A 24,738-nucleotide genomic window follows, 5' to 3' on the forward strand; every position below is an offset into this window, starting at 1 on the left:
GGGTTTAGAAAATATCGTCATCATTCGCTGGGAACCAGCGGTTGAAATCTAGCGTGAGATAGAGAGCTAACGCCGCCGCGTTGTTCTCTGAAATGCGAACGGTAGCTTGCTTGTGGCCGGCCTCGTTCAGAGCATGCAGTGAAGTGCGGATGAGGTGTTCTGCCAAACCTTCACGGCGGCGAGATGCTGCGGTGAAGAGCTCATAGATTGATGGCAAGTCAGCTGGTTCCACATCGTCAGCGCGGTTGTTGAGAACAAGCGCAGCTGCTACGATGCGATCATTTTCATCAACAATGACGGGTGAAGCCTCGGGAAGGAACTCACCGAACTTACCATCAAGTACTTCTTGAATTGCCGCCAGAGCCTCAGCCTGTGAGGTGATGCCGGTGTCATCGTAAGAAGCAAAATATAGACGAGCCAGGCCCTCAGCATCTTCAAGCTTTGCCGGGCGTGTAGTGATGGTGTCAGCCTTATTGTTCGGTGATGTTTTGGTGACGAGAGTGATCATGCCGTCCATCGTATTGCCTCCTTCGGATGTGGTGAGTACTTATGCATAAGAGTACAAGGTCTTGCGAATTTTAGGAGACTTATGACACAAAATTAACGTAAAATTTATAGAAGCTGCAGGTCACAGGGTGGAGGGAAAGCTATGAAGTGGGGTCAGATTGTAAGAGATAATCGCTTCAAAGCGGTTGCTGTGCTCAGTGATCAGGTGTTTGAGTTTGAATGCACCATGGCGGATGCCTTGGCTTCAGGATTGGTCTATCAGGTTCGCGATGAAGCTTCGGCAACTGATGCGGGTGGTTCGATCATCGAGGAGTTTGATGAGAGCCAGCTGGTGATGCCCTTAAAGCCGGGAAAATTTCTGTGTGTGGGACTTAACTTCACGGATCACGCTCAAGAAGTTGGCGCGGAACTGCCGAAGTATCCCACAATTTTTACTAAATTTTCCAATGCGTTGATCGGCCCGCACGATCATATTCAACTTCCTGATGCTGATGCCTCTACCAAGGTTGACTGGGAGGCTGAGCTTGCCGTGGTTGTGGGCAAGTCGGTGCGCAACGTAGATAGGCATCTGGCGCAGGATGCTATCTTCGGTTACACGGTGTGCAATGACATTTCGGTGCGTGACTGGCAGGGTAGAACAAGCGAATGGTTTCAGGGCAAAAACTGGGATAGCTCAACCCCGCTCGGACCGGTGATTGTTCCGGCAGATCAGAAGGATGTCGCATCCGGCTTACGCATGACGTGCTCAATTGATGGCGAAGTGCGACAAAACGGTAACACTGCGAACATGGTCTTTTCGCCCGCCGAGATTATCGCCTATCTTTCGCAGTTTATGACGCTTGAGCCAGGGGACGTGATTATCACGGGAACACCCGCCGGGGTTGGGTTATCGTTGCATCCGCGCAAGTGGCTTGAACCCGGTCAGGTTGTTGAAACCGAAATTGAAGGTATTGGCATACTGAGAAATAAATGTATCTGATACACCCCTAGCTGATACTTGAAGCATAAAATTTCCCCCACCGGCTACTGTCGGTGGGGGAAATTTTTTGGATCAAACCTTATGCTGCGTGTTCGCAGGTGGGGCAAGCGCAGTTCTGACAAACGCAGTTAGCGCATGCGTCTGAGCAGTCACCGCACTGGCACTGTGCGTGGTTGCAGGTTTCACAGGTGCAGTTTGCGCAGTCACAGGTAGCGCAGAGCTCGTTGCAGTCACCGCATGAGCAGGTGTTGCATTCGTCGTAGTGGCCTTCGTGTTCGCGGTGTGCGTGACCGTCGTGCAGGTAGTCAACGTGGTCAAGGTGGATCACAGCTTTGTGACCGCAGTCAGGACCGTGGGTGTGTGCGTGTTCTTCTGAGTGAGTGTGTTCATGGACATCGGTCACGATGTGGCTGATGTGATGATCTGTGAGGTTGTAGAGGGATGAGCGTCCCTGCTGGGTTTTTTCGACCACGTGAGCATCTCTCAAAATTCTGAGGTGGTGTGAGACCAGCGGTTGTGAAACCTGTAGTTGCTCGGTGAGCTCGCGGACGGTACGCGGTTTGTTCACGAGACAGTGGGCTATTGAAATACGTATCGGATGCGCTAGGGCGGCGAAGATGGCGACGGATGCCTCGTACTTGATTTCCCACGGGTGTGAACTTTTCATAAACATAACTTTATATAAGCGATTCTTTATGTTCAATAGTATTCCAAAATTTAATTAAAAAATTTACGGATACCTGTGTGGGATGCAAACTCAAAGTCAGGGGAGCGCAGCTCACTCTGCAACTCGCATCCAAACATAGCTGAATGCTGACCCAACGCCGTAGAATAGAAGTGTTCTGCGCCCTTGTACCGCGCAGATGTAACGAAAGCTTGCCCTTAGTACGGGTGAGCACCCAAATTTTTAGGAGAGAGACGTTTTGTCTATCGAAATTACCGTTGCCGGCGAACCCCGTAATGTTGAGGCTGGCACCACCGCGGCTGACCTTTTCGCTGAAAACCGTGAAATCGTTGTAGCGCGCGTGAACGACGTGCTGGTCGACCTCTCACACGAGGTAGTTGCTGGCGATACCGTTGTTCCGGTAAGCATCCACGAAGAAGAGGGCCTTAACGTTCTGCGCCACTCAGCAGCGCACGTAATGGCACAGGCTGTGCAGGAATACCGCAAGGACGCCAAGCTCGGCATTGGTCCTTACATCACTGACGGCTTCTACTTCGACTTTGATGTGGACGAACCCTTCACCCCCGAGGACCTCAAGAAAATTGAGAAGTCCATGGTGAAGATTATTAAGTCAGGCCAGACTTTCCAGCGCCGCGTGGTAAGCCACGAAGAAGCTGTTGCTGAAATGGCTGATGAACCGTACAAGCTTGAACTGCTGTCTTTGACTCAGGGGCCCGGATCTGGCGCTGAAGCTGCCGAGGGCGCATCCCAGGAAGTTGGCGGCGGTGAAATCACTATTTACGACAACGTCAATAAAAAGGGCGAGACCGTTTGGAAGGACCTCTGCCGAGGACCGCACCTGCCCAATACTAAGCTGATTGCTAACGGCTACGCTTTGATGCGTGCCGGTGGCGCGTACTGGCGCGGTTCTGAAAAGAACCCCATGTTGCAGCGTATTTACGGTACCGCGTGGCCGACCAAGGAAGAACTGGTTGCTTACAAGGACCGTCTTGCTGAGGCAGAGCGTCGTGACCACCGTCGTCTGGGCGAAGAGCTGGATCTCTTCTCATTCCCCAAGACCATCGGCCCCGGCCTGCCCGTATTCCACCCCAAGGGCGGCATCATTTTGCGCGAGATGGAAAACTACGTTCGCACTCGCCACATTGAAGAGGGCTTCCAGTACGTGAAGACCCCGCACATCTCGAAGGAAGACCTTTTCTACACCTCGGGTCACCTGCCGTACTACGCTGACGGCATGTTTCCCGCGATGGAGGATGAAGGTCAGGCCTACCGCCTCAAGGCAATGAACTGCCCCATGCACAATGAGATTTTCCGTTCACGCGGACGCTCTTACCGCGAGCTGCCCTTACGTTTGTTTGAGTTCGGTACTGTTTACCGCGATGAGAAGTCAGGCGTTCTGCAGGGGTTGACCCGCGTGCGCATGATTACTCAGGATGATTCACACTCCTACGTGACCAAGGAACAGGCGCCGGACGAGGTTCGCCACTTGCTGAAGTTCATGCTGAGCTTGCTTGAAGATTTCGGCATGACTGACTTCTATCTTGAGCTGTCCACCCGTGACATTGAGGGCGACAAGAAGGACAAGTTCATTGGTACCGATGAACAGTGGGAAGAAGCTACCGCTGTTTTGGAGCAGGTTGCCAAGGAGACCGGTCTCGATCTCGTGCCCGATCCCGGCGGAGCTGCGTTCTACGGCCCGAAGATTTCAGTTCAGGCGAAGGATGCGATTGGACGTACCTGGCAGATGTCGACTGTTCAGTATGACTTCAACCAGCCGACCCGTTTCGGTCTGGAATACCAGGCATCAGACGGTAGCCGTCAGGAACCCGTGATGATTCACTCCGCGAAGTTCGGCTCATTGGAGCGTTTCTTCGGTGTGCTGACTGAGCACTATGCGGGTATGTTCCCGGCATGGCTGGCTCCGGTGCAGGTTGTGGGTGTTCCCGTGGCTGAGGCGTTCAACGATTACATGGGTGAGGTTGCGGCTAAGCTGCAGGCTGCCGGTGTGCGCGTTGAGGTGGACTACGGCACTGACCGCTTCCCGAAGAAGATCCGTACCGCGTCCAAGGAGAAGGTACCCTTCATCCTCATCGCCGGTGGCGAGGACGCGGAGAATGGCGCGGTCTCATTCCGCTTCCGCGATGGTTCGCAGGAGAACGGCGTACCCGTGGACGAGGCAGTGAAGCGCATCGTGGAGCACATTCAGTCACGTAACAATGAGGACCCGAAGTCGCAGGCGACTGAGGGCGAAAACCAAGATGTGTAAATGATGGCCAAACCATCTGGTGCTTTGGTCTAATGCAAAATATGGGGGGCAGGTAAACCTGCCCCCCATATTATTTCTATAAATTATTACCGCATTGAATATCGCTTTATGAAATGGGTAATGAGTTTACTAACGGATTAAGGAAATACCCCCCGACTTTAATTCAGAGATCTCTCCTTCAAAGAGTCAAACGTCTAGAAACTATAACAATCAAAATCTTTAAGGAGGTGCATCAAAAGTCGTATCTCCTGCCTAGAATTACCCCATAAGTTGCTTCAGCAATTGCTGGCCATAAGCTTCGCGACAGTTATTCACATAGCTTTGGAACCCAGATGGTTCCTCATCAGTGAACTCCACAATATGAGTTCCATTCATAGCTCTTGAAAGTGCAATGTAAGGAACAGTGCTATTCCAGACTGTTGAATCTTCGCATTGCTGGTTTGCCGAAATTAAATGAGGCGCGAATAAAATTGTTCTCGTCGCTTGAAGTCCGCGTGATGAGTGAACTGTTACAAGACGAAGATGTCCTGGTGCTAAACGTTCTCGACGATTCCCTGGTATAACCTGATCGAGATAGGGAATATCTAGATTCTGCAACGCCTGGACGACCAACTCACGACCCGTTGAGTCACGGTCAGTTCTTGGAAACAAGAGCATTAAATCTTGAGGCGCTCCAAGAGCTTCAACCTTTTGAAGTTCGTCGATTAGCAACTTCTCATACTCTCGTACATCGGTGTCTCGAGAAAATTTTGTTACCTGAATCGATTGCAGTGCCTGACGGTATGTGTTGTCAGAAAGCGTTTCATCTCCTTGAATACGTCGCAACATATCTTTTGCGGCGGTTTCAGCTTTTACGGGATCAAAACCATAGTCAAAGCCCACCTGGGAAAATACGCTTTCCCGGAAACTATCTGTTGCGCTACGTGCTGGACGTCGAAGCTCCTGCACATTATCTGAATTTTCCAAGGCATTGAGTACTCGTTCAGGAGCAGTGCCATATAACTCTTGATCTCGTCCATAGGCAAAAAACCATTCCGCGTTCTCAGCTACTACATCGTCAATCAATTTGAGCAAATCTTGACGCACTCCATAATGGTATAAATCCTGAGATTCATCTACGCATACTGTTTCAAAAAACTTTTCGTAGGTTGCCTTCATGAACTCATCATTCAATGCATTATGCAGATCGTAAATATCTGCAATTAGGACACGACCCTTGGTTTCCGCGGAAACGGTTTCCAAGGCTTCCATATCCTGACGAAAACGAGTTGCAAGCACCTTGTTGTAGCAAACGAAGAGCGAATTGCGTCCTGCCTCAGCATGGCTAACTGCAATATCAAGTAAAGCCTGGGTTTTGCCTGCTCCAGGTAGGCCATTGATGACAACAGCACCACGGTTCCCTGGGGCCGTAAAGTTTTTTATAGTGTCTTTTCGTGGTCTGTTTGGCTGAATCTGGAATTGGCCTACCGACTGAATTCTCTCCTGGGGAGAATTTCTTTCTGTGTTCCTTTTCTCGGTGTCTAACACCTTAGAAAGGTTTTTGAATGTTTCTTCGAAATCAAATTTGAGTTTAATTGGGGCGAAACCAATTGGGGGAGTAGTTACCATACGCAGCAGACAATCTTCAAAATGTTCCTTGGCGCATAAATCCTCAGCAAAAATCATGCCGTTAATCTGATCATTAATGGCACTTTGTTCGTTAGGTAAGGGGTTGAATTTTCTGCTGAAATCTCTGCGAGAGATTAATGGCAAAGCAGCTGTCGACCGTATCCATGGTGCGCGGTATCCATAATCCTCAAACTTTTGCTTAAGGGGGTAAACGGCATGGAGGGCTTGTTTAAGCGGGTGTATAGAGCTATTTTGACCTGTTAACTGACAGGTATGAATATTGAAATGCTCCACCATGTCAAGTGGTTTGGATTTTACCTCGATGAGAATGCAACCATGCATGGGGTGAAGTAGCAACGCATCAATTTCTTTGCAACCCGGTAGTTGAAGACTGAACCAAACCTTAGCCTCATCGGGTAGACAATCCAGGAGCTGAATAGCAAACGCTCGCTCACCTGTATGCACTGGCATGTCAGTTTGTAAAATCCTCGAATATTTCTGGGGCGAAGTCATTTTTATAACCTAACGAATGTTGTGCGCTATACCATGTTTATCCTATCGAATTGAGAGTTGGTCGGATAAATTTCGTCAAGTATATGACTCATGATTCTCCAAACAGGTTTACCAAAGTCAAGGGGTATAACTTCTTCGCGGTACCTCTTACACCCATTGGCTGCTGTTTTCTGGCGGACCAATTCCAATACTGAAAAATCGTAATAAGTTGAGAGTCATGCGCTGACGTTGTTACTATTCAGGCGAAAACAGTAACCTATCGTTTAAAAGTCTTCACCATGCAAACCCTTGAAATCAAGATGAGCCCTAGCCGAGTACTTCTTCTCTTTCTCGGCGGTATTCTGATGATCCTCATTTGCCTATGGGCAGGTATCTCAGCTACAGGCGTCATTAAACTGGTGGGCTGGTTCGGAGTCATCTTCTTTGGCCTAGCAACCATTGCTTGGCCAGTCGCATACTTCAAGAACAAAAATGTCCTCGTGCTCACCAACGACGGCTTTTACAACACCTCAACAGCGCTTTTTTCTTCACAGATGGTTCCTTGGGAACATGTCGCAAATATTGAAGTAGCAGAACGCCCTCGTGAAATTCATGTGACAAGAAATAACGGTGCCCGTCAGATTGCAATTGTTACCACTGCGATGCAACTAGAGGGAAATTAACGGGAAAACCTCGTTGGCGCAATGTTTGAATACCGGGACAACAGAATCAAGCAACTCGGTCTTATCTAAACAAGCTGACTAGACTGTAAGAATGCCCCTCACTATCTCCACCCATACTTCCAGCATCCAGCCCCACAGGCGCGGACGCGTCCTCGAAGTCCTCGGTATTCCCTACGCTACATCTGACCGCTTCGGTTATCCTCAGCCTGTTGCCCTTGAAGATTTACCAGCTGACTTTGATCCATCACAACCCGCGCCGGCTGCCCCGCAGCTTATTCGCGGGGGAGGACAACCCGACATCCGCCAGTCCGTGCTGATGAGCGAAGACTGTCAGAACCTATCGGTCATTATTCCCGCTGATATTCAAGAGGACGAGAAACTGCCCGTCATGGTCTACTTCCACGGCGGGTCCTACGTCGTGGGTAGCGGCGACGGCGCCCGCTATAATCCAGACAAATTGCTAGCCGAACACCGCGTCATTCTTGTGCGCGTCACATACCGCCTAGGTATTCTCGGCTTTCTCGGCGGAACTGAAGAACGTCCTGCCAACCTCGGTTTACTTGATGTGCGCGAAGCCCTGCGCTGGGTGAAAAAGTACATCTCTCAATTCGGAGGGGACCCCAATAACATCACCGCATTCGGTCAGTCAGCCGGTGGCGACCTCATCTCACGTCTCATGATTTCTGAAGGCGTCATTGAGGAAGAGCTCATCCATAAAGCCATTATTCAAAGTGCCCCGCTGGACCTTATCCACGGTAAAGAAAAAATGGCTGAGTTCATGCTCAACGAGGTCATCGAAAAACTGCCTGTGGACGCGCCTTACGAGCAATACGGCGAGCTCGCCTACAAAATGCAGATGCAGAACCCCATCAAATTTGGTTTCGAGCGTTCCACTATGGCATTTGGAACCCAGCTCGGTCACTATCCGCTACCAGCTGCTAAAGACATCGACGCTTCTTATGCAAAAGTAGCTCAGCACATCAAGGTTCTCATCGGCTCCAACAAGCGCGAAACTGCTTACTTTATCTCGCACAAGCTGCCTTACCGCGTAGTGCGAATGATGGAGCCCATCACCCGCTATTTCTCGCAAAAAATGTACGCAAAAACAGCCGATCATTTTGCAGAACGCCATCGCAAAGCTGGGGGAGAAGCCACCCGCTACTTGCTACAAACCGGTTTTCCCACTCACCGCATGGCATCCGCGCACTGCACAGAACTCGGACTACTTTTCGATAATCCATCGTGGAAAGGCTCAGACCTTTTCGGCGGTCTCTACGCCCATGAACGAGAAGAACAAGCCCGAGCAGTCCGCGATATTTGGGCGACCTTTGCAAAAACAGGAGACATCCGTCGAGAGCTAGCCAACAAAGCACGTATCGAATTCAGCTAAATTGGGCTAGCGGAAGCGGAGCTTAGCCCTAATGACTTGGGAACAATTCCGCAATAACCTCAGCTGCCGGTTTGCTCTGCGCATTCTCAAAGCCGGCACCCGCCCATGCGTTCACATGTTGCCAAGTACCAGCATCCTTGGCTTTAGCGCGTAAAGGTGCCGTCAAATAATGCATGTGAGGATAAACTGCGGGTGCTTTTGCGTCGAGTTCAGCCACAAATTCATTGACAACTGCACGGGCAGGACGTCCGGTAAAGGCTCGTGTAATGCGTGTTTCGCGAATGCCCGAACGTAGTGCATTACGGTGCGGCTGGCTGGTGCCTGCCTCGTCAGTGAGCAACAACAGAGAGCCAATCTGAACTGCATGAACACCAAGGCCCAGTAAGGCGTCAACATCTTGAGCTGATTCCACACCACCACCGGCACTCAACGGTAGGCCTACCGCATTCTGAATATCACGTACAAGCTGGGGAAGAGCTATCGTATTTGCATCCTCAAACACCCCGAATGTCGACTGGTGACCACCGGCATCCGGGCCCTGAACGCAGAGGAAATCAGCCCCGAACTCGTGGGCTGAAAGCGCGTCGGCAACATTCGTCACGGTAACACCAACTGACGTACCGACAGCATGAAGACGTTCGATAACGCCAACAGGAGGCAGACCAAAAGTGAAAGTCACAACTGGTAGCGGATTAGATTCTAGCCAGCTGATCAAAGACTCAAAATGGTCAGGAACGTTAATCTCAACCGACTGCATATCTAAACCGTACTGGTCACCGAAACGCTGTAAGTCGGTGCGGTAAGCGTCCAAATTCTGCACAGCGGTGTCGGGCATGGGTTCCTGCGGCACAAAGAGATTGACGCCAAACGCCGCATCAGTGAGCGCACGCGTTTGCGCCACCGCGTCCGCCAGTTGCTTCTCATCAAAATAACCGGCAGCTAGCATTCCTAAACCGCCTGCGTTAGAAACTGCAGCAACGAGTTCTGGGGTTGTAGGGCCGCCAGCCATCGGCGCCCCAATCAGCGGCAGTTTCAAATCTTTCAGCTCGAACACGATGTACCCCTTAGTTTTTAAGACTCGCCCTTGAGTCGTGCGATAAAGCCCAGCGCATTGCTCTTGGTGCGCTCAATCTTTTCTTCGAGAGTCAGTGTTTCTTCCATTTGTCGAATGCCCACTGGCTTTTTCTTGCCCAGCACGTAATCGGTGCAGGCTAGGTTAGCGCAAAGGTAGGTGCCGATGGTATTACCGCGTCGACCTGACTCGCCCGGGCGAGCAGCCGTGTACATCGAGATACCCGAGCCGGGGTGCAGGGTCATGCAGAACTGACACATCTGCGCTGCCTTGCTCTGTGCCTTAGCTTTCTGCAACAAAACTGCCTGAACCTCACCCTCATGTTCAACCACTAGGCAACCCTTGAGCGGGCTTTTGTGGTCAAGCCATGAAAGGAAAATCTGATCCTCCCATTTCACCTCGCGCAATGTAGGCAAGTTGAGACGCTTAGCCTCGCCCTTGGAACAGTTGACAAAGCTCTTGCGGATGGTCGTTTCTGAAAGTTCATGCATGACTGCAAGTTTACTTTTCACGACCCCCGTTCGCACGTCTGATTTTTACTTATCTCACTGAGCGAATTGACTCAGACAGGAATTTTCATTCGTTCCATGTGGTTAAAGCTCGTGCACACTGAATCCATACCGAAAGGGAAAACATGGCATCCCCGCTTTTTGACACATTCACTGTTCGCTCTATGACTACCCGCAACCGAATCTGGATTCCGCCTATGTGCCAGTATTCGGTTGAAAAGCGGGATGGTGTTCCGACCAGTTACCACGAGCACCACTACAATGCGCTGGCACGCGGTGGCGCGGGCGCCGTCATCGTTGAGATGACAAACGTCCTACCCGAGGGACGCATTAGCCCTCTTTGCCTAGGAATCTGGAGCGACGAGCACACTCAGGCGCACCGTCGCGTCGTCCAGGCAATCCACGATGGTGGAGCTAAGGCAGGCGTCCAGATTGCTCATGCAGGACGAAAGGCATCTAGCGTGTCAGAACGTGAAAAGCGGGACGGCGGTTCGCTGTCCATTGAAGAAGGTGGTTGGGAGACTTTCGCACCTTCAGCTATTGCATACCCGGGGCTGAAAGAGACGACTGAACTGACCGAAGACCGCATTGACGAGATCGTTGAGGCATTTGGTATAGCCGCAGCCCGTGCGGTTGAAGCAGGTTATGATTTCCTCGAAATTCACGGTGCGCACGGTTACTTGCTGACTCAGTTTCTTTCACCGCTTTCTAATAAACGCGAAGATTCCTACGGCGGTTCGCTGGAAAACCGTGCGCAGATGATTCGACGTGTAGCCCGTGCAATGCGTGCCAACATGCCTGCAGACATGCCTCTGCTCGTCCGTTTGTCAGCAACTGAATTCGTAGACGGCGGCATCACAGTTGAAGAAACCGCGCAGGTTGCTGCGTGGCTTAAGGAAGACGGCGTAGATATGGCGGACATTTCTACAAGCGGAAATTATCCCTCACCCATCAAGGTCTACGCGGGGTACCAGACCCCTATGGCAGCGCAGGTCAAGCGTGAGGCAGACATTCCGGTTGCCGCGGTCGGCATGATTAACTCACCGCGTCTAGCCGAGTACATTGTGGGTTCAGAACAGGCTGACGTAGTGCTGGTAGGACGCGAGGCTCTGCGCAACGCGTCCTTTGCCTTGAACTGGGCTAAGGAACTCAATGTTGACATTGATTATGTTCCCTCTCAGTACCTGCGTGCATGGAACACACGTCGCTAACGTGCTAACTCTTTCACTAACCCCTAGCGTTCCGCTCATCTGCTTAGACTTTAACACCCGCCTTTGAGCGCAACGCTAGGGGTTTAGCATTGGGTACGATTGAACCTAGCCTCGCAAAACGCAAAGACTAGGGGAGTACCGTGACTATTAAAATTATTGCCATCGGCAAGAAGCACGAGAAGTGGGTTAAAGACGGTATTGACCGTTACGAAACCCGCCTGCGCAAGCCATGGGACGTCACTTGGAACTACCTTGCACATTCATCTCTTGCCGAGGAACAGGCACGCGCTGAGGAATCCAAACGCATCCTCAGTAAAGTAAGCGCTGACGATTACCTTATTCTCCTGGACGAGCGTGGCAAGAACCTCAGCTCACCCGAACTTTCACAGCTCCTCAATCAGAATCTGGGGCACAAACCCGTCACTATTGTCATTGGCGGTGCCTACGGAGTGGACGATTCGGTGCGTCAGCGCGCCAACACGGTGTGGTCTCTATCCAAGCTGGTCTTCCCGCATCAGCTGGTGCGCCTGATTCTTACCGAACAGATCTATCGCGCCGGAGAGATCACCAATAACCGTCCCTACCATCACGTCTAAAAATTTCCTCAACACGCCCTGACTTGCATCAACGGTTAGACTGAAAACATGCACGAAGACACCACTTACGAAACAGATGACTTTCAACTTCCCGGCGTTCCCGATGCTTTTCAGCGGTTGTGGACGCCGCATCGTCGTGCGTACGTCAAGACAGGGCAACAGGACTACACCAAAAATACGTGCCCGTTCTGTGCCGCTCCTGAACGCGATGATGAAGGATCGCTCATTGTGTACCGCGGCAAAAACGCCTATGTGGTGCTCAATCTTTACCCCTATAACCCCGGGCATCTGCTGGTGTGCCCCTACCGTCACATTCCAAACTATGATGACGCCACGCTTGAAGAAGCTACTGAGATTGCTCAGTTAACCCAAAAGGCAATGCGGGTGATGCGTGTGGTCAGCAAAGCTGACGGCTTTAACATTGGTATGAATCAGGGCAAAGTTGGTGGTGCAGGCGTGGCTGCGCACCTGCATCAGCATATTCTGCCGCGTTGGTCGGGCGACACCAATTTTTTGCCGATTATTGCCGGCACTAAAACCATGACGCAAACACTGGACGATATTCGTACTTTGCTGTCTGAAGGGTGGAAAAACGTCGAGTAAATCAGCTCGCGGGTCTTCATTATAAGTGGTGGATGCTCGCGGCAAGCTTGGCGTGTCTGTACCTAGAGTCTTTGACCGCGCACTTCTTTTACTTGATGTCCCGTATCAATCGATACGGAGACGAAAACAACGTGTGTGTTTAAAACAGAGCACCCTGTGTGGTTGGTTCTTCTGTCACCGTATCGGTGACAATGAACGCCCGGTTTGCTACTTCGGCAAGATTGACCAGAAAGACGGCCTCTGAGTTGCCAAAGTGCGCCACCAGAAATTTTCCGGTTGCGCCGTTGATATAGAATCCGCGAGGGCTATTGAGTAGCGGTTCAAAGGTGTGCAAAGATCCATCATTACCTTCAGCAATTGAAGAATACGCACTCTTCATGGCTGGAGATGGTTGCCACTTTTCAGCAATGATTTGGTCTTCTTCGATGTAGTCCTCGAAAAGCGCTGCTTCTTGTAAGGACCAGGTTGCAAGCGCGACGGCCTTCTCATGGGCTTCCTTAATCTCTGATGCAGGCAGCGGTGACGTCCATGCTTTGTATTTTGCTCGTGCTTGTTTTGCCTGGACTAGACCCGCTTCGCGAGTTACTAAATCTTCCCAGATGCGTACCTGCCGGCCGTCATTGGCGTGAGCTACGTAGGTTGCGCAGGCGACGGCTTGCTCATCGAGGCGGCGCGGCTTTGAATGGGCGGACGCGGTGCCCACCTTGGATGTGCCGTCGGGGAAGGTCGCGATGTAAAGCCAGTGCTCGAGCTCGGCGTAGTCTTCAGCCGCTGAGGTTAAGCGAGCGCCGCGGTGAATCCCGTGCATCGCTGAAAATTCGTCCAGTGCCAAGCATTGGGGGCACTGTTTGCCTTGAGTTATGGTTGCGGAATGGGGGCAGGCCACTGTGTAGAAACCAGTGTGCTCTTCGCTGGCTCTGGCATAACCGGCGCAAAACCGTTGGTCGGAAATCCCACGGCTCGCCAGGGCGGCCGAAGAAAAATCGACCCCAATAAACGCATCCGGGGTGATAGAGATCCGTTCTAATTCACCGCTTGGAGTGCCGTCTATAAGCGGTTCAACAACCATGGTAGGTGAACGGTCAATCCATTTAAGATCGCGGAAAATGAGAGTATCTGACTGAGCTTGTGAGAGAAGATTTTGCACGCCGAACAGTTTAGGCGCACTGACCGGCATCATCAAGACTCACGAAAACCACCTGCAATCTCTTTCACACTGCCTGAGATCCTCGTCGCGCACCGGGCATAAAAAACCTAAGCACGCTAAACTTGTCGATATGTCTAGACCAGTAACTCGCCTCATTGGGCAGGGTGTTCGCTACGCAACCAAGCTTCGCGGTGGCGGCTCAGCATTTCCCGGCCTTGTGATGGAAAAACTTCACCCCGATTTTGTTTCTGAAGAGCTCGCTAAGCTTCCTCGCGGAGTCGTTGTTGTCTCAGGTACCAACGGCAAGACTACCACTACCAAGATGGTGGTGCAGTTGCTGGAATCTCAGGGCCTGAAAGTTTTCACCAACCGCACCGGCTCCAACTTTGTGCGCGGCGTTGCCGCTGCGCTATTGGGTGAGATGAATCTGCGCGGCAAGCTCGATGCTGATATTGCTGTGCTTGAACTCGATGAGGCTCACGCGGTTCATTTTGTAAAGCGCGTGAAACCCAATTACGCCTTGTTGCTCAACGTATTGCGCGACCAGCTAGATCGCTTTGGTGAAATCGACACCACGCGTCGTATGCTCTCAACCGTTGCTGCCGCAACCACCGGCACCGTCATTCTCAACCGCGAGGACCCCCGCATCCGTCGGATTGCCAATGATGTAGCTGCTGACACCAACATCGAGTATTTCGGTCTGAGCGAGAAGTTGCGCGCCATGTTCCCCTCAGACGATGAAATGCGTTCAGGTGTAACTGCCTCAACCGAGCAGCTGCCCGATGCAAAAGTCGCACTGACAGGATTCACTGGCACTCGTTCAACCTTCCTCATCGACGGCGAAGAAGTTACCGGAGACGTCAACCTCTACGGCGTATATAACATTTTCAACGCGGCTGCAGCAATGGCCATGACCCTAGAGGTTATGGGTCAGGACGCCGATCGTCCGGCATTGATCGCAGAGCTCGCTAAGATTGCCCCGGCTTTTGGTCGCGGTGAAACCCTGAATGTCGACGGCCAGACCCTGCAGCTTTTGCTGGTGAAGAACCCCTCTGGTTTCCGACTGTCGCTATCATCGGCATCCGCTGAAGACTACGCAACCATGATTGCTATCAACGACCAATACGCCGACGGACGCGATGTCTCATGGCTGTGGGATGTTGACTTCCACTCCCTTGAGGATGGCGGAGTTGACATGGTCTCAGGTGTTCGTGCGTACGATATGGCGTTGCGCCTTGAACACGATGACGTAGCCGTTGCTCATGTTGAAGAGGACCTTGAAACTGCACTCAAGCGCTTCATCAAGCACTCCGAAGGCAAGTCGATGCGTATTTTCTGCACCTACACCGCGATGTTGGCGTTGCGTAAAGAGCTGGCAAAGATTACCGATGTTGAGGAGATCTCATAATGACTGCACAGGATAAAAAGTCCCTCACCATTGTTCAGCTGTACCCCAAAGATATGAATATCTATGGCGACTGGGGCAATACGCTGTCGCTCTCGCGTCGTGCACAGGCACACGGGTTCGACACCGAGATTATTGACTACAACCCCGGTGACGAATTTCTTGAGCATGCAGATATTATCGTAGGTGGTGGCGGCCAAGATTCCGGTCAGACCATCATTCAGGACGACTTACTCGCTATTGGTGACCGTCTCAAAGCGATGGCTAAAGGCGGCACACCCATGCTGGTGATCTGTGGTCTGTATCAGCTCTTTGGTAAAGAGTTTCGCACTATTGGCGGCGAGAATCTGACCGGCATTGGCATCTTTGACCTCATTACTGAAGGCGGCGAAGAACGCCTCATCGGTAACATCGTCGAAGAATCCGATGAATTTGGCACCATCGTGGGCTACGAAAACCACTCTGGTCTTACCCACCTCGGAGACGGCGTCACGGCGCTTGCCACCGTCACCAAGGGCGAAGGCAACAACCGCGACGACAAGAAGGAGGGCGCCCGCGTCCACAACGTTATCGGCTCATACCTACACGGCCCACTTCTGCCAAAGAACCCCAAGATTTCAGATTTTTTGATTTCAAAAGCAGCAGAAAAGAAGTACGGCGAGTTCACTCCAGCAACCATCGATGACTCGCTCGTAGAAAAGGCTCGCGCAGCCGCTATCGAGCGTCCTCGCTAAAAATTCATATACCGGTACAATAGAACCCGGTTTACTACGCAATAAAGCTTGATTTTTACCGCACTTTTGGCGCTAAAACACCAAGCAGACACTACGTACAAGGAGAATTCCATGTCGGGTCACTCCAAATGGGCGACTACCAAGCACAAGAAAGCTGCAATCGACGCTAAGCGCGCAAAGGCTTTCGCGAAGTACATTAAGGCAATTGAAGTTGCAGCACGTATGGGCGGCGCTGACACCTCAGCTAACCCCGCTCTTGACCTCGCTGTGTCAAAGGCGAAGAAGAACTCTGTTCCCAACGACAACATTGATCGCGCAGTTAAGCGTGGCGCTGGTCTGACCGGTGAAACCATTGACTACACCGAAATCATGTACGAGGTACGCGGCCCTCAGGGAACTGCGCTCTACGTTGAATGTTTGACCGATAACCGCAACCGTGCAGCTGCTGAAGTTCGCACTGCTGTTACCCGAAATGGCGGTACCTTGGCTGACTCAGGTTCAGTTGCGTTCATGTTCGAGCGCAAGGGTGTTGCAGAAGTTACCAAGACTGATGGTCTGACTGAGGACGATGTTTTGATGGCTGTTTTGGATGCAGGCGCTGAAGAGGTTATTGACGAGGGCGAGGTTTTCACCGTTGTTTCCGGTGCTTCAGACCTTCCAGAGCTGCGTAAGGCTCTCGAAGAAGCTGAGCTCGACTACAACAACGATGAGCCTGCTTTCCGCCCCACCATGCAGGTAGCTCTCGATAAGGATGGCGCAAAGAAGTTCCTCAAACTGGCTGATGCTCTTGAAGAACTTGACGACGTTCAGAACGTGTACTCAAACGCTGATATCTCAGAAGATGTTATGGCTGAGCTTGAGGCAGACGACTAAGTCTTGAAGAGAAAGGTGAGGGCAGGGTTTGCCTACTTCACTGAACTTTAGGCGCCCGGAAGGCGAGCGTGAAGCTCGTGTTCCGGGCGCTGCCCGTATTTTGGGTGTTGACCCGGGCTTGACGCGTTGCGGTTTTGGCATGGTTGATATGACTGCTAACCGTAAGGCGCATTTTGTTGATGTTGGTGTTGCTGGAACTCCAGCGACCCAGTCTTTGGATCATCGCGTGCACACAATTTTCGAGGCTGCGGGACAGTGGCTTGATGCGTATCAGCCCGACACTCTGGCGATTGAGCGTATCTTTGCCCAGGAGCAGGTGAACACTGTTATCGGTACCGCTCATGCCTCGGGTGTGGTGATTGCAGCTGCCGCTTCTCGCGGTGTTCCTGTTTTCTTTCACACCCCATCTGAGGTGAAAGCCGCTGTGACGGGTTCTGGTCGAGCTGATAAAGCGTCGGTGCAGCGAATGGTTGCACGTATCTTGGGTCTTGATGCTCTTCCTAAGCCTGCGGACGCGGCGGATGCGTTGGCTTTGGCCATCTGCCACGGTTGGCGCGGTGGAGGTATTGGCTCCGGTATTAACATGTCCGAGCACACCCAGACTCACCAGGGCTCAAGGTCTACCCATGCTCGCGTGCGTCGTAAGCAAAACCTCACCCCGGCACAACGTGCTTGGATGGATGCTGAGGCGAAAGCTAGAAGGTCGTAACTAGCCGCACGCCCATAGGGTAGATATTCGAACATATTTTCTAATAGAATTATTTTTATGATTAGTTCTTTGACCGGCCGCGTACAGCACGTAGGTCTTGATTCCGCAGTGATTGATGTCAATGGTTTTGGCATGTTGGTGAACGCGCCAGCGCGTGTTTTGGCATCCTTGCATGTGGGGGAGACAGCCACCGTACTCACCACCATGATTGTGCGCGAAGATTCCATGACTCTTTACGGTTTTGCAGAGCCGGCAGAACGCGCTGTTTTCGACCTTCTCCTGTCCGTTTCGGGCGTTGGTCCGCGCATTGCATTGGCTGCCTTGGGCATTCATACCGCCTCTGATATTGAACGGGCCGTGGCGACCGGTGATGATAAAGCCTTTACCAAGGTGCCGGGTATTGGCCCTAAGGGGGCGCGTCGCATCGTCTTGGAGCTTGCCGGAAAGCTCATTCTTTCGGGTGAAGAAAATTCAGCTGATCAGTTGCCTTTGAATACCGGGATTGCATGGAAGCCTCAGGTAGTTGATGCTCTGATGGGGCTGGGGTGGAGCGAAAAGGACGCTACCGCATCAGTGGATGCGTTCATTCAGCACGACCCCAATGCGGAAACACTGTCGGTTGCTCAGGCGCTCAAGTCGGTACTGGCAACGCTGGGGTCTCAGCATTCTTTGGGCCGCCATTAAGCACCGTCAACCGCGCACTAAGTTTGAAGTAGAGGTTTAGGTCTATGAGTATTGCAGGCGGAGCTGACATTCCCGGTCAGCGCCTAGTTGCAACAGAGGAAGAACCCGAAGAAAAGATGATTGAGGCGGCACTTCGCCCCAAGAATCTCGACGATTTTGTAGGGCAGAAGCGCGTCCGCAAGCAGCTCTCTTTGGTTCTTGAAGCATCCAAGATGCGCGGTCGTAGCGCCGATCACGTCTTGCTGTCTGGTCCTCCCGGCCTGGGCAAAACCACGCTGGCCATGATTATTGCTGCAGAGATGGAAGCACCCTTGCGCATCACCTCCGGCCCCGCAATTCAGCATTCCGGTGATTTGGCGGCTATTCTTTCATCATTGACTCCGGGTGAGGTTCTCTTCCTCGATGAAATCCACCGCATGTCACGTCCTGCAGAAGAAATGCTCTACATGGCGATGGAAGATTTCCGCGTTGACATTGTGGTCGGTAAGGGAGCAGGCGCAACCTCAATCCCGCTGGATCTGCCGCCATTTACTTTGGTGGGTGCAACCACACGAGCCGGTTTACTTCCTGGCCCATTGCGAGACCGTTTTGGTTTTACCGGACATCTTGAGTTCTATTCTGTTGAAGAACTTGAACTGGTGCTTCGCCGTAGCGCTGGTTTGATGGATATGCGAATTTCAACCGAAGGTTTTGGCGAGATTGCTGGTCGTTCACGCGGCACTCCGCGTATTGCTAACCGCTTGCTTCGTCGCGTCCGCGACTGGGCTCTGGTGAATGGGATAGACGATATCAACGCCCACGACGCGGCATCAGCCCTTGATATGTATGAGGTTGACTCGCGTGGTCTTGACCGTCTCGACAGAGATGTTCTCGAAGCTCTGATTCATAAATTTGGCGGTGGACCAGTTGGTCTCTCAACTCTTGCCATTGCGGTCGGCGAAGAAACTGAGACAGTTGAAAGTGTGGCTGAGCCCTATCTGGTGCGTGAAGGTATGGTGGGTAGAACCCCTCGGGGACGCGTTGCCTTACCCGCTGCGTGGGAACACTTAGGGCTAGAAGCACCGGAAATGGCGTAACCAATTTTTGTGGTTAAACCAACGCAAGACGGTTTGCGTGGCACTTAATTTTCTAACTGTGTCTCAAAATCGGATAAGAATACAGCGTTCCACCAGCTACAGCGTTCATAATTAAATATCAAAAGCACAATGCACGTAAGCGAATATTTTTGATGCTTACGTGCATTTGCGTTGTGAATTTAACTCAATATAAGGGGCAGTATATGGCTAGTAGCCGTAAGCTCGCTAAAGCTAGGAACGCCATCATTGGTATGTTCGTGGTGATAGCCGCTGTGATAGGCGGTATTTTTGCATTCGCATCGACCGGTGGAACCTGGTCACCTAAGCTCGCTTTGGACCTATCCGGTGGTACACAGTTGATTCTTGCGCCAAAGGTTTCTGGTGATAACTCTGGAGAGGTGAACGAGGAACAGCTGGCTCAGGCTGTCGATATCATTCGTCAGCGCGTTGATGGTTCTGGTGTTGCCGAGGCAGAGGTGACAACTCAGTCCGGTAAGAATGTGGTTGTTTCTGTTCCGGGTACACTTGATAGTCAGACTCGTGATTTGATTCAGGCTTCCGCTGAAATGTCTTTCCGTTCAGTGTTGGTCGCTGGTAATGGTGCTCCTGTCGCAGAAGATCAGCGAACTGCTGAGGATAAGCTTCCTCAGCCAACGGGGGAGCCTCAAGACGGTTCCGATATGAACTGGGTGACCGCTGACATCTTCCGGGAATATGAAGCGAAGGATTGTGCGGCTGTCGCAAATGAAGATACCGAAGCACAGGATCCTAGCAAACCGGTTGTAGCGTGTTCTACTGATGGTGCAGAGAAGTACATTCTCGGCCCGGTTGAAATGAACGGTACTGACATTAAGGATGCTAGTTACTCGCAGGTTCAGTCGTCTCAGGGTGTTTCAACAGGCCAGTGGGGCGTGAATCTGGAACTGACCGATACCGCACGCCAGAAGTTCCAGGATGTGACTTCTCGTCTTGTGGGTATTGGTGCGCAGAATCCTCAGGATGCACGTTCACGTTTTGCGATTATGCTGGACGGTAAAGTGCTATCGGCACCTACATCTCAGGCTGTGATTACCGATGGTAAGTCTCAGATTACCGGTAATTTCACCGAGGAAACCGCTAAATCTTTGAGTGAACAGCTCAAGTACGGTGCGCTTCCGATTAGCTTCGACATTCAGTCTGAGCAGCAGATTTCTGCAACTTTGGGTCAGGATCAGCTCAAGTGGGGTCTGATTGCTGGTGCGATTGGTTTGACTTTGGTCTTCATTTACTCGCTGTTCCAGTATCGCTTAGTGGGTCTGATTAACATCATCTCGATTATGGTTGCTGCATCGTTCTCACTGACGCTCATTATTCTGCTGGGCAATATGATGAACTACCGCCTGTCGCTGGCGGGTGTCGCTGGTCTAATCGTGTCTATCGGTTTGATGGCTGACTCCTTCATCGTCTACTTCGAACGTATCCGTGATGAGATTCGTAACGGCCGTACCATCGCAGCTGCAATTGATCATGGTTGGGATCGCGCGCAGCGCACAATCTTGGCCTCGAAGGCAGTGAATCTTCTCGCTGCTGTGGTTCTGTACTTAGCATCTGTTGGTAACGTACGCGGCTTCGCATTCACACTTGGTTTGACTGCGATTTCTGACCTGATTGTTACGTACCTGTTGATTCACCCCATGATGGTTCTGTTCGGCCACACCAAATACTTTGCAAATGGTGGTCGATTCTCGGGCATGGACCCTGAGGCTCTGGGGGCTGCACCGTTGTACAGAGGAGCAGGACGCGTCCGCACACCTGAAGAGAATGATGGTATGGGAGCGGCGGAACGTCGTCGTGCGTTGCGCCTAGCCCAAGAGGAAGAAGAAAAGGCAGCGGAGGTCAATAATGGCTAATAAACTTGCCCAGTTTGGTAACGACCTGCATTCGGGCAAAAAGTCTTTTGGCTTTGTTGCTCACCGTAAGCGTTGGGTTGCCTTGGCATTTGCAATTGTTGTGATTGCAGCTTTGATTCCCGTACTTAAGGGCGGTTTCAACCTCGGTATTGATTTCCGCGGCGGCTCAGAATTCACGGTGTCATCTGTTTCTAACACCGATATTACAGTGGGGCAGGACGCGGTCTCTCAGGCTGCACCGGAGGCAACCGATGTACGCGTGACGAATATTGCTCCCGGTACGGTTCGCGCGCAGATGAGCGAACTCAGCGATGAGCAGACGTTAGCTGTAGCCTCATCTCTCAAGGACGCTTATGGCGTACAGGACTCAGATGTTACCTCATCATTCGTTGGTCCTACTTGGGGTGCTGATGTCACTCGACAGGCGATGTGGGGTTTGGTCTGGTTTGTTCTGCTAGTGATGCTGGGTATGGCGCTTTACTTCCGTACGTGGAAGATGGCGGTTTCTGCTATCGCCGGTTTGATTTTTACCGTCAGCACTACGGTCGGGCTTTATGCTCTCATTGGCCTGGAGATCACTCCGAGCGCGATCATCGGCTTCTTGACCATTTTGAGTTACTCTCTGTATGACACGGTGGTTGTCTTCGATAAGATTCGTGAAAACACAGCTGATATTTTTGAACGCAAGGATCGTACTTTTGGCGAGCAGATTAACTTGGCCGTCAACCAGACGCTGGTGCGTTCGATTAATACCTCGATTGTGGGTCTCTTGCCGGTCGGTTCGATTTTGTTTATTGGCGCGATGTTGCTTGGTGCCGGCACCTTGAAAGATTTATCGTTGGCTTTGTTCATCGGCATTATTGTGGGTACGTTGGGAACCTTGTTCGTTGCAGCTCCGCTGTATGCGTTGCTGCGTTTAGGCGAGAAACGTGTGAGCGAACATGGTGAGCTCGTTGCAAAGTATCGCTCTGGCGAATTGAAAGATGAACCGGTTGCGGCGCGCGTTGCCACAGCACCTGCTCAGAACATCGAAATCAATAGCGTTTCGTTCTAAGTATGGGTTCATCACCCCTCTATAGCGAAGGCGGTCACCTGCACAGGTGGCCGCCTTTGTTGTGCCTATGTTAGCCGGGGTATCGGTGAAGCAAGGTTACGCAAGTCAACGTGCAGAAATATGTGCTTGGGCATACAATAAACCTACACACGGAATGGAACAGGGGGAGCGTCATGGCAGATGTTCACAATGCTGGTTCGGCTCAGGGCGGCAAAAACCCTAAACCCACGCGAGGTTCTCACCGCGTCATGTCTGCTGGCGAACGCGTCCCCACCCGTCTAGTTTTTCCTCGTTATGCACCTGATGTCTCACCGTCTGGTCATTTTTCTCCGGTGCTGGCACCCGTCATTAGAACCGTCAAGAAGTATCATCCTGATGAGGATCTCGATGTTCTACAGCGTGCTTTTGAGGTAGCTGATAAGTACCACCGCGGGCAGAAACGTAAAAGCGGTGATCCTTACATCACGCATCCGGTTGCTGTTACTACTATTTTGGCTGAAATCGGGGCTACAGGTCCTGTACTGGTTGCTGGTCTTCTTCATGACACCGTCGAAGACACCGAATATACCCATGAGCAGCTCACTGCTGATTTTGGTGAAGAGGTTGCCTATCTCGTTGATGGCGTGACTAAGCTCGATAAGGTTAAATACGGCGAGCACGCACCCATTGAAACAATTCGCAAGCTCGTGCTTTCCATGAGTAAAGATATTCGCGTACTGCTCATTAAACTTGCAGACCGTCTTCATAATGCTCGAACCTGGCGTTTTGTCTCAGCAGGATCAGCCGCAAAGAAGGCAGAAGAGACGCTTAAAATTTATGCTCCGCTAGCTCATCGACTCGGTCTGAACACCATCAAATGGGAACTCGAAGACCTTTCGTTTGCGGCCATGTCTCCAGATATTTACGCTGAAATTGTGCGTATGGTTGGGGAGCGAACCCCCAAAATGGAAAAGTACCTTGCAGAAGGACGAACCACCATTTTGGAGCATCTTAACGCGGTGGGTATTGATGCGCAGATTACGGGCCGTCCCAAGCATTTTTATTCCATCCACCAAAAGATGAAGTCTAAGAATAAAAGCTTTGACGACATCAATGACATTCTCGCCGTGCGTATTTTGGTGGATGACGAGGCCACTTGCTATACCGTGTTGGGTCATGTGATGGGGCTGTGGCCTATCGTTCCCGGTCGTTTTAAGGACTACATTAAAGCTCCTAAGAATAACCACTACCAATCCTTGCACATTACCTTGGTTGGCCCTGGTGGCTTTCCCTTCGAAGTCCAAATTCGTACCTACAAGATGCACGAAGAAGCTGAGTATGGTGTAGCAGCACACTGGCGTTACAAAGCGGCTTCGCGCGGTGAGAAAGACGCCGCATCCACAAACGGTAAAAGCCACGAGCATCAGCCTCATTCTCAAAATCTCAACATTGATGTTTTGCAGAGCATCGCTGAAATCTCGAGTTCAAACCCTGAGTCCGAGAAATTCTACGAGATGCTGGCTGAAAATCTCGATACTGATGAGATTGTAGTGCTAACCCCGCAGGGTAAACCTATTCCGCTACCCAGTAACTCGACCCCTGTCGATTTTGCATACGCAATTCACACTGAAGTTGGAGAGAAAACTGTCGGGGCTCGTGTTGATGGCAAGCTGGTTCCGCTTCACACTGTCTTAGATTCAGGTAATACCGTTGAAATCTTGACCAGCAACGCTCAAAATGCTGAGCCGAGTGAAGACTGGTTGAAATTTGTCGCGTCCTCACGTGCTCGCACTAAAATCCGCCAGCACTTTGCTAAAGGACGCCGTCTAGAGGCTATTGATAAAGGCCGCGACAATCTCACCAAGTCTATGCGTCATCACGAGCTGCCTCTGCAGAAAATGATGACGCCCGCCTTAATGACTCAGGCTGCGCAGATTCTCCATAAGAACGATGTAGCTTCGCTCTACCATGCTGTGGGCGATGGTCAGATTAGCGCGCAGGATGTCATTGACACTCTGGTAACGCTTTACAATGGCGATCAGACCGAGCCTGAGCCCGAAGTTAATGACTTTGACGAGCTAATGTTCACTGAACGTCGTCAGCCGGTGAGCGATAACGGCATTGTGGTTCCCGGCGCTGAAGGTGTGATGACAAGAATAGCTCGATGCTGCAATCCTGTACCCCCGGATGACATTGTTGGTATTGTTACCAAGCTGCAGGGTATTTCGGTGCATCGAAAAGACTGCCCTAATATGCGTCGTGCTGAAGAAGAACCTCGACTTACCGAGGTTGAATGGGCTCCGACCGGTACGGCTGTATTCCGCACGCAGATTCAGGTGGAAGGTATAGACCGCAAGGCCCTACTATCTGACGTAGTTCGTACCATCTCTGAGCAACACGTCAACATTGTGGACGCGAGGGTTCATACGAGCGAAGACCGTTTTGCGGTATCTCGTTACACCTTGGAACTCGGGGATAGGTTTATGTTGGAACATCTCATCAATGTTATTCAGAACGTTGATGGCGTCTACCGCGCCTACCGCCTGACGGGATTACGTTCTTCCTAAAACGCTATTCAGTATAAAGT

General features: G+C 51.5%; 22 protein-coding genes. 16 read left to right on the plus strand and 6 right to left on the minus strand.

What is annotated here, in order from left to right; genetic code table 11:
• Nucleotides 1-4: 4 nt before the first annotated feature.
• A complete protein-coding gene (locus IDM49_RS05910) occupies nt 5-517 on the minus strand; it encodes a GNAT family N-acetyltransferase (RefSeq protein WP_190723857.1) in 513 nt (170 codons plus the stop codon).
• Between the two features lie 132 nt (nt 518-649).
• On the opposite strand from IDM49_RS05910, the gene IDM49_RS05915 reads away from it, so the two are divergent.
• The gene (locus IDM49_RS05915) at nt 650-1,486 is read left to right on the plus strand and encodes a fumarylacetoacetate hydrolase family protein (RefSeq protein ID WP_190723858.1); all 837 of its coding nucleotides are present in this window, start codon (nt 650-652) and stop codon (nt 1,484-1,486) included.
• Nucleotides 1,487-1,565: 79 nt separating this feature from the next.
• Here the strand turns inward: IDM49_RS05915 and IDM49_RS05920 are convergent, their stop codons facing one another.
• A complete protein-coding gene (locus tag IDM49_RS05920; RefSeq protein WP_228008015.1) occupies nt 1,566-2,153 on the minus strand; it encodes an ArsR/SmtB family transcription factor in 588 nt (195 codons plus the stop codon).
• A 256-nt stretch (nt 2,154-2,409) separates the two neighbouring features.
• On the opposite strand from IDM49_RS05920, the gene thrS reads away from it, so the two are divergent.
• On the plus strand, nt 2,410-4,437 hold the full coding sequence (thrS, locus tag IDM49_RS05925) for a threonine--tRNA ligase (RefSeq protein ID WP_190723860.1): 2,028 nt from the start codon (nt 2,410-2,412) through the stop codon (nt 4,435-4,437).
• 258 nt (nt 4,438-4,695) lie between these two features.
• Here thrS and IDM49_RS05930 read toward each other — a convergent pair whose 3' ends face one another.
• Complete coding sequence (locus IDM49_RS05930; protein WP_190723861.1) at nt 4,696-6,558, minus strand: NERD domain-containing protein/DEAD/DEAH box helicase; 1,863 nt, start codon at nt 6,556-6,558, stop codon at nt 4,696-4,698.
• 278 nt (nt 6,559-6,836) lie between these two features.
• On the opposite strand from IDM49_RS05930, the gene IDM49_RS05935 reads away from it, so the two are divergent.
• Nucleotides 6,837-7,220 carry an STM3941 family protein gene (locus tag IDM49_RS05935; protein ID WP_190723862.1) on the plus strand — a complete coding sequence of 128 codons (384 nt, stop codon included), beginning with the start codon at nt 6,837-6,839 and terminating at the stop codon, nt 7,218-7,220.
• Between the two features lie 91 nt (nt 7,221-7,311).
• A complete protein-coding gene (locus IDM49_RS05940; protein WP_190723863.1) occupies nt 7,312-8,610 on the plus strand; it encodes a carboxylesterase family protein in 1,299 nt (432 codons plus the stop codon).
• Nucleotides 8,611-8,638: 28 nt separating this feature from the next.
• Here the strand turns inward: IDM49_RS05940 and IDM49_RS05945 are convergent, their stop codons facing one another.
• The gene (locus IDM49_RS05945) at nt 8,639-9,664 is read right to left on the minus strand and encodes a nitronate monooxygenase (RefSeq protein ID WP_190723864.1); all 1,026 of its coding nucleotides are present in this window, start codon (nt 9,662-9,664) and stop codon (nt 8,639-8,641) included.
• A 17-nt stretch (nt 9,665-9,681) separates the two neighbouring features.
• A complete protein-coding gene (locus IDM49_RS05950) occupies nt 9,682-10,173 on the minus strand; it encodes an FBP domain-containing protein (protein WP_190723865.1) in 492 nt (163 codons plus the stop codon).
• Nucleotides 10,174-10,316: 143 nt separating this feature from the next.
• Between IDM49_RS05950 and IDM49_RS05955 the strand changes: the two genes are divergently transcribed.
• From IDM49_RS05955 to IDM49_RS05965, 3 genes are all read left to right on the plus strand, one after another.
• On the plus strand, nt 10,317-11,402 hold the full coding sequence (locus IDM49_RS05955; protein ID WP_190723866.1) for an NADH:flavin oxidoreductase/NADH oxidase: 1,086 nt from the start codon (nt 10,317-10,319) through the stop codon (nt 11,400-11,402).
• 140 nt (nt 11,403-11,542) lie between these two features.
• Nucleotides 11,543-11,998, plus strand: a complete 456-nt coding sequence (locus tag IDM49_RS05960) for a 23S rRNA (pseudouridine(1915)-N(3))-methyltransferase RlmH (RefSeq protein ID WP_190723867.1) — start codon at nt 11,543-11,545, stop codon at nt 11,996-11,998.
• Between the two features lie 48 nt (nt 11,999-12,046).
• Nucleotides 12,047-12,601, plus strand: coding sequence for an HIT family protein (locus tag IDM49_RS05965; RefSeq protein ID WP_190723868.1), 555 nt, complete (start codon nt 12,047-12,049; stop codon nt 12,599-12,601).
• Between the two features lie 139 nt (nt 12,602-12,740).
• Here IDM49_RS05965 and IDM49_RS05970 read toward each other — a convergent pair whose 3' ends face one another.
• Nucleotides 12,741-13,748 carry a hypothetical protein gene (locus tag IDM49_RS05970; protein WP_190723869.1) on the minus strand — a complete coding sequence of 336 codons (1,008 nt, stop codon included), beginning with the start codon at nt 13,746-13,748 and terminating at the stop codon, nt 12,741-12,743.
• A 130-nt stretch (nt 13,749-13,878) separates the two neighbouring features.
• Between IDM49_RS05970 and IDM49_RS05975 the strand changes: the two genes are divergently transcribed.
• From IDM49_RS05975 to IDM49_RS06015, 9 genes are all read left to right on the plus strand, one after another.
• Complete coding sequence (locus IDM49_RS05975) at nt 13,879-15,156, plus strand: Mur ligase family protein (RefSeq protein ID WP_190723870.1); 1,278 nt, start codon at nt 13,879-13,881, stop codon at nt 15,154-15,156.
• Nucleotides 15,156-15,887, plus strand: coding sequence for a type 1 glutamine amidotransferase (locus IDM49_RS05980; RefSeq protein WP_168613863.1), 732 nt, complete (start codon nt 15,156-15,158; stop codon nt 15,885-15,887). The genes IDM49_RS05975 and IDM49_RS05980 overlap by 1 nt, the downstream gene beginning before the upstream one ends.
• A gap of 111 nt (nt 15,888-15,998) precedes the next feature.
• Entirely contained in the window at nt 15,999-16,760 is a 762-nt protein-coding gene (locus IDM49_RS05985; protein WP_168613864.1) for a YebC/PmpR family DNA-binding transcriptional regulator, read from the plus strand.
• 28 nt (nt 16,761-16,788) lie between these two features.
• Entirely contained in the window at nt 16,789-17,469 is a 681-nt protein-coding gene (ruvC, locus tag IDM49_RS05990; protein WP_228008016.1) for a crossover junction endodeoxyribonuclease RuvC, read from the plus strand.
• Nucleotides 17,470-17,526: 57 nt separating this feature from the next.
• A complete protein-coding gene (gene ruvA / locus IDM49_RS05995) occupies nt 17,527-18,153 on the plus strand; it encodes a Holliday junction branch migration protein RuvA (protein ID WP_190723871.1) in 627 nt (208 codons plus the stop codon).
• Nucleotides 18,154-18,197: 44 nt separating this feature from the next.
• On the plus strand, nt 18,198-19,229 hold the full coding sequence (ruvB, locus tag IDM49_RS06000; RefSeq protein ID WP_190723872.1) for a Holliday junction branch migration DNA helicase RuvB: 1,032 nt from the start codon (nt 18,198-18,200) through the stop codon (nt 19,227-19,229).
• 203 nt (nt 19,230-19,432) lie between these two features.
• Complete coding sequence (gene secD, locus IDM49_RS06005; RefSeq protein ID WP_168613868.1) at nt 19,433-21,118, plus strand: protein translocase subunit SecD; 1,686 nt, start codon at nt 19,433-19,435, stop codon at nt 21,116-21,118.
• Nucleotides 21,111-22,172, plus strand: a complete 1,062-nt coding sequence (gene secF, locus IDM49_RS06010; RefSeq protein WP_190723873.1) for a protein translocase subunit SecF — start codon at nt 21,111-21,113, stop codon at nt 22,170-22,172. The genes secD and secF overlap by 8 nt, the downstream gene beginning before the upstream one ends.
• Before the next feature lie 173 nt (nt 22,173-22,345).
• Nucleotides 22,346-24,718 (plus strand): RelA/SpoT family protein, encoded by a 2,373-nt coding sequence (locus tag IDM49_RS06015; RefSeq protein ID WP_190723874.1) that lies wholly within the window; start codon nt 22,346-22,348, stop codon nt 24,716-24,718.
• Nucleotides 24,719-24,738: the final 20 nt, after the last annotated feature.

This window comes from Rothia terrae, assembly GCF_014705925.2.
GTDB classification, from domain to species: Bacteria; Actinomycetota; Actinomycetes; order Actinomycetales; family Micrococcaceae; genus Rothia; species Rothia terrae.

Coding starts and splice junctions, on each gene's coding strand:
- IDM49_RS05910 (WP_190723857.1), bottom strand. CDS start 517: ATGGACGGCATGATCACTCTCGTCACCAAAACATCACCGAACAATAAG.
- IDM49_RS05915 (WP_190723858.1), top strand. CDS start 650: ATGAAGTGGGGTCAGATTGTAAGAGATAATCGCTTCAAAGCGGTTGCT.
- IDM49_RS05920 (WP_228008015.1), bottom strand. CDS start 2,153: ATGAAAAGTTCACACCCGTGGGAAATCAAGTACGAGGCATCCGTCGCC.
- IDM49_RS05930 (WP_190723861.1), bottom strand. CDS start 6,558: ATGACTTCGCCCCAGAAATATTCGAGGATTTTACAAACTGACATGCCA.
- IDM49_RS05935 (WP_190723862.1), top strand. CDS start 6,837: ATGCAAACCCTTGAAATCAAGATGAGCCCTAGCCGAGTACTTCTTCTC.
- IDM49_RS05940 (WP_190723863.1), top strand. CDS start 7,312: ATGCCCCTCACTATCTCCACCCATACTTCCAGCATCCAGCCCCACAGG.
- IDM49_RS05950 (WP_190723865.1), bottom strand. CDS start 10,173: ATGCATGAACTTTCAGAAACGACCATCCGCAAGAGCTTTGTCAACTGT.
- IDM49_RS05955 (WP_190723866.1), top strand. CDS start 10,317: ATGGCATCCCCGCTTTTTGACACATTCACTGTTCGCTCTATGACTACC.
- IDM49_RS05965 (WP_190723868.1), top strand. CDS start 12,047: ATGCACGAAGACACCACTTACGAAACAGATGACTTTCAACTTCCCGGC.
- IDM49_RS05975 (WP_190723870.1), top strand. CDS start 13,879: ATGTCTAGACCAGTAACTCGCCTCATTGGGCAGGGTGTTCGCTACGCA.
- IDM49_RS05980 (WP_168613863.1), top strand. CDS start 15,156: ATGACTGCACAGGATAAAAAGTCCCTCACCATTGTTCAGCTGTACCCC.
- IDM49_RS05985 (WP_168613864.1), top strand. CDS start 15,999: ATGTCGGGTCACTCCAAATGGGCGACTACCAAGCACAAGAAAGCTGCA.
- ruvA (WP_190723871.1), top strand. CDS start 17,527: ATGATTAGTTCTTTGACCGGCCGCGTACAGCACGTAGGTCTTGATTCC.
- ruvB (WP_190723872.1), top strand. CDS start 18,198: ATGAGTATTGCAGGCGGAGCTGACATTCCCGGTCAGCGCCTAGTTGCA.
- secD (WP_168613868.1), top strand. CDS start 19,433: ATGGCTAGTAGCCGTAAGCTCGCTAAAGCTAGGAACGCCATCATTGGT.
- secF (WP_190723873.1), top strand. CDS start 21,111: ATGGCTAATAAACTTGCCCAGTTTGGTAACGACCTGCATTCGGGCAAA.
- IDM49_RS06015 (WP_190723874.1), top strand. CDS start 22,346: ATGGCAGATGTTCACAATGCTGGTTCGGCTCAGGGCGGCAAAAACCCT.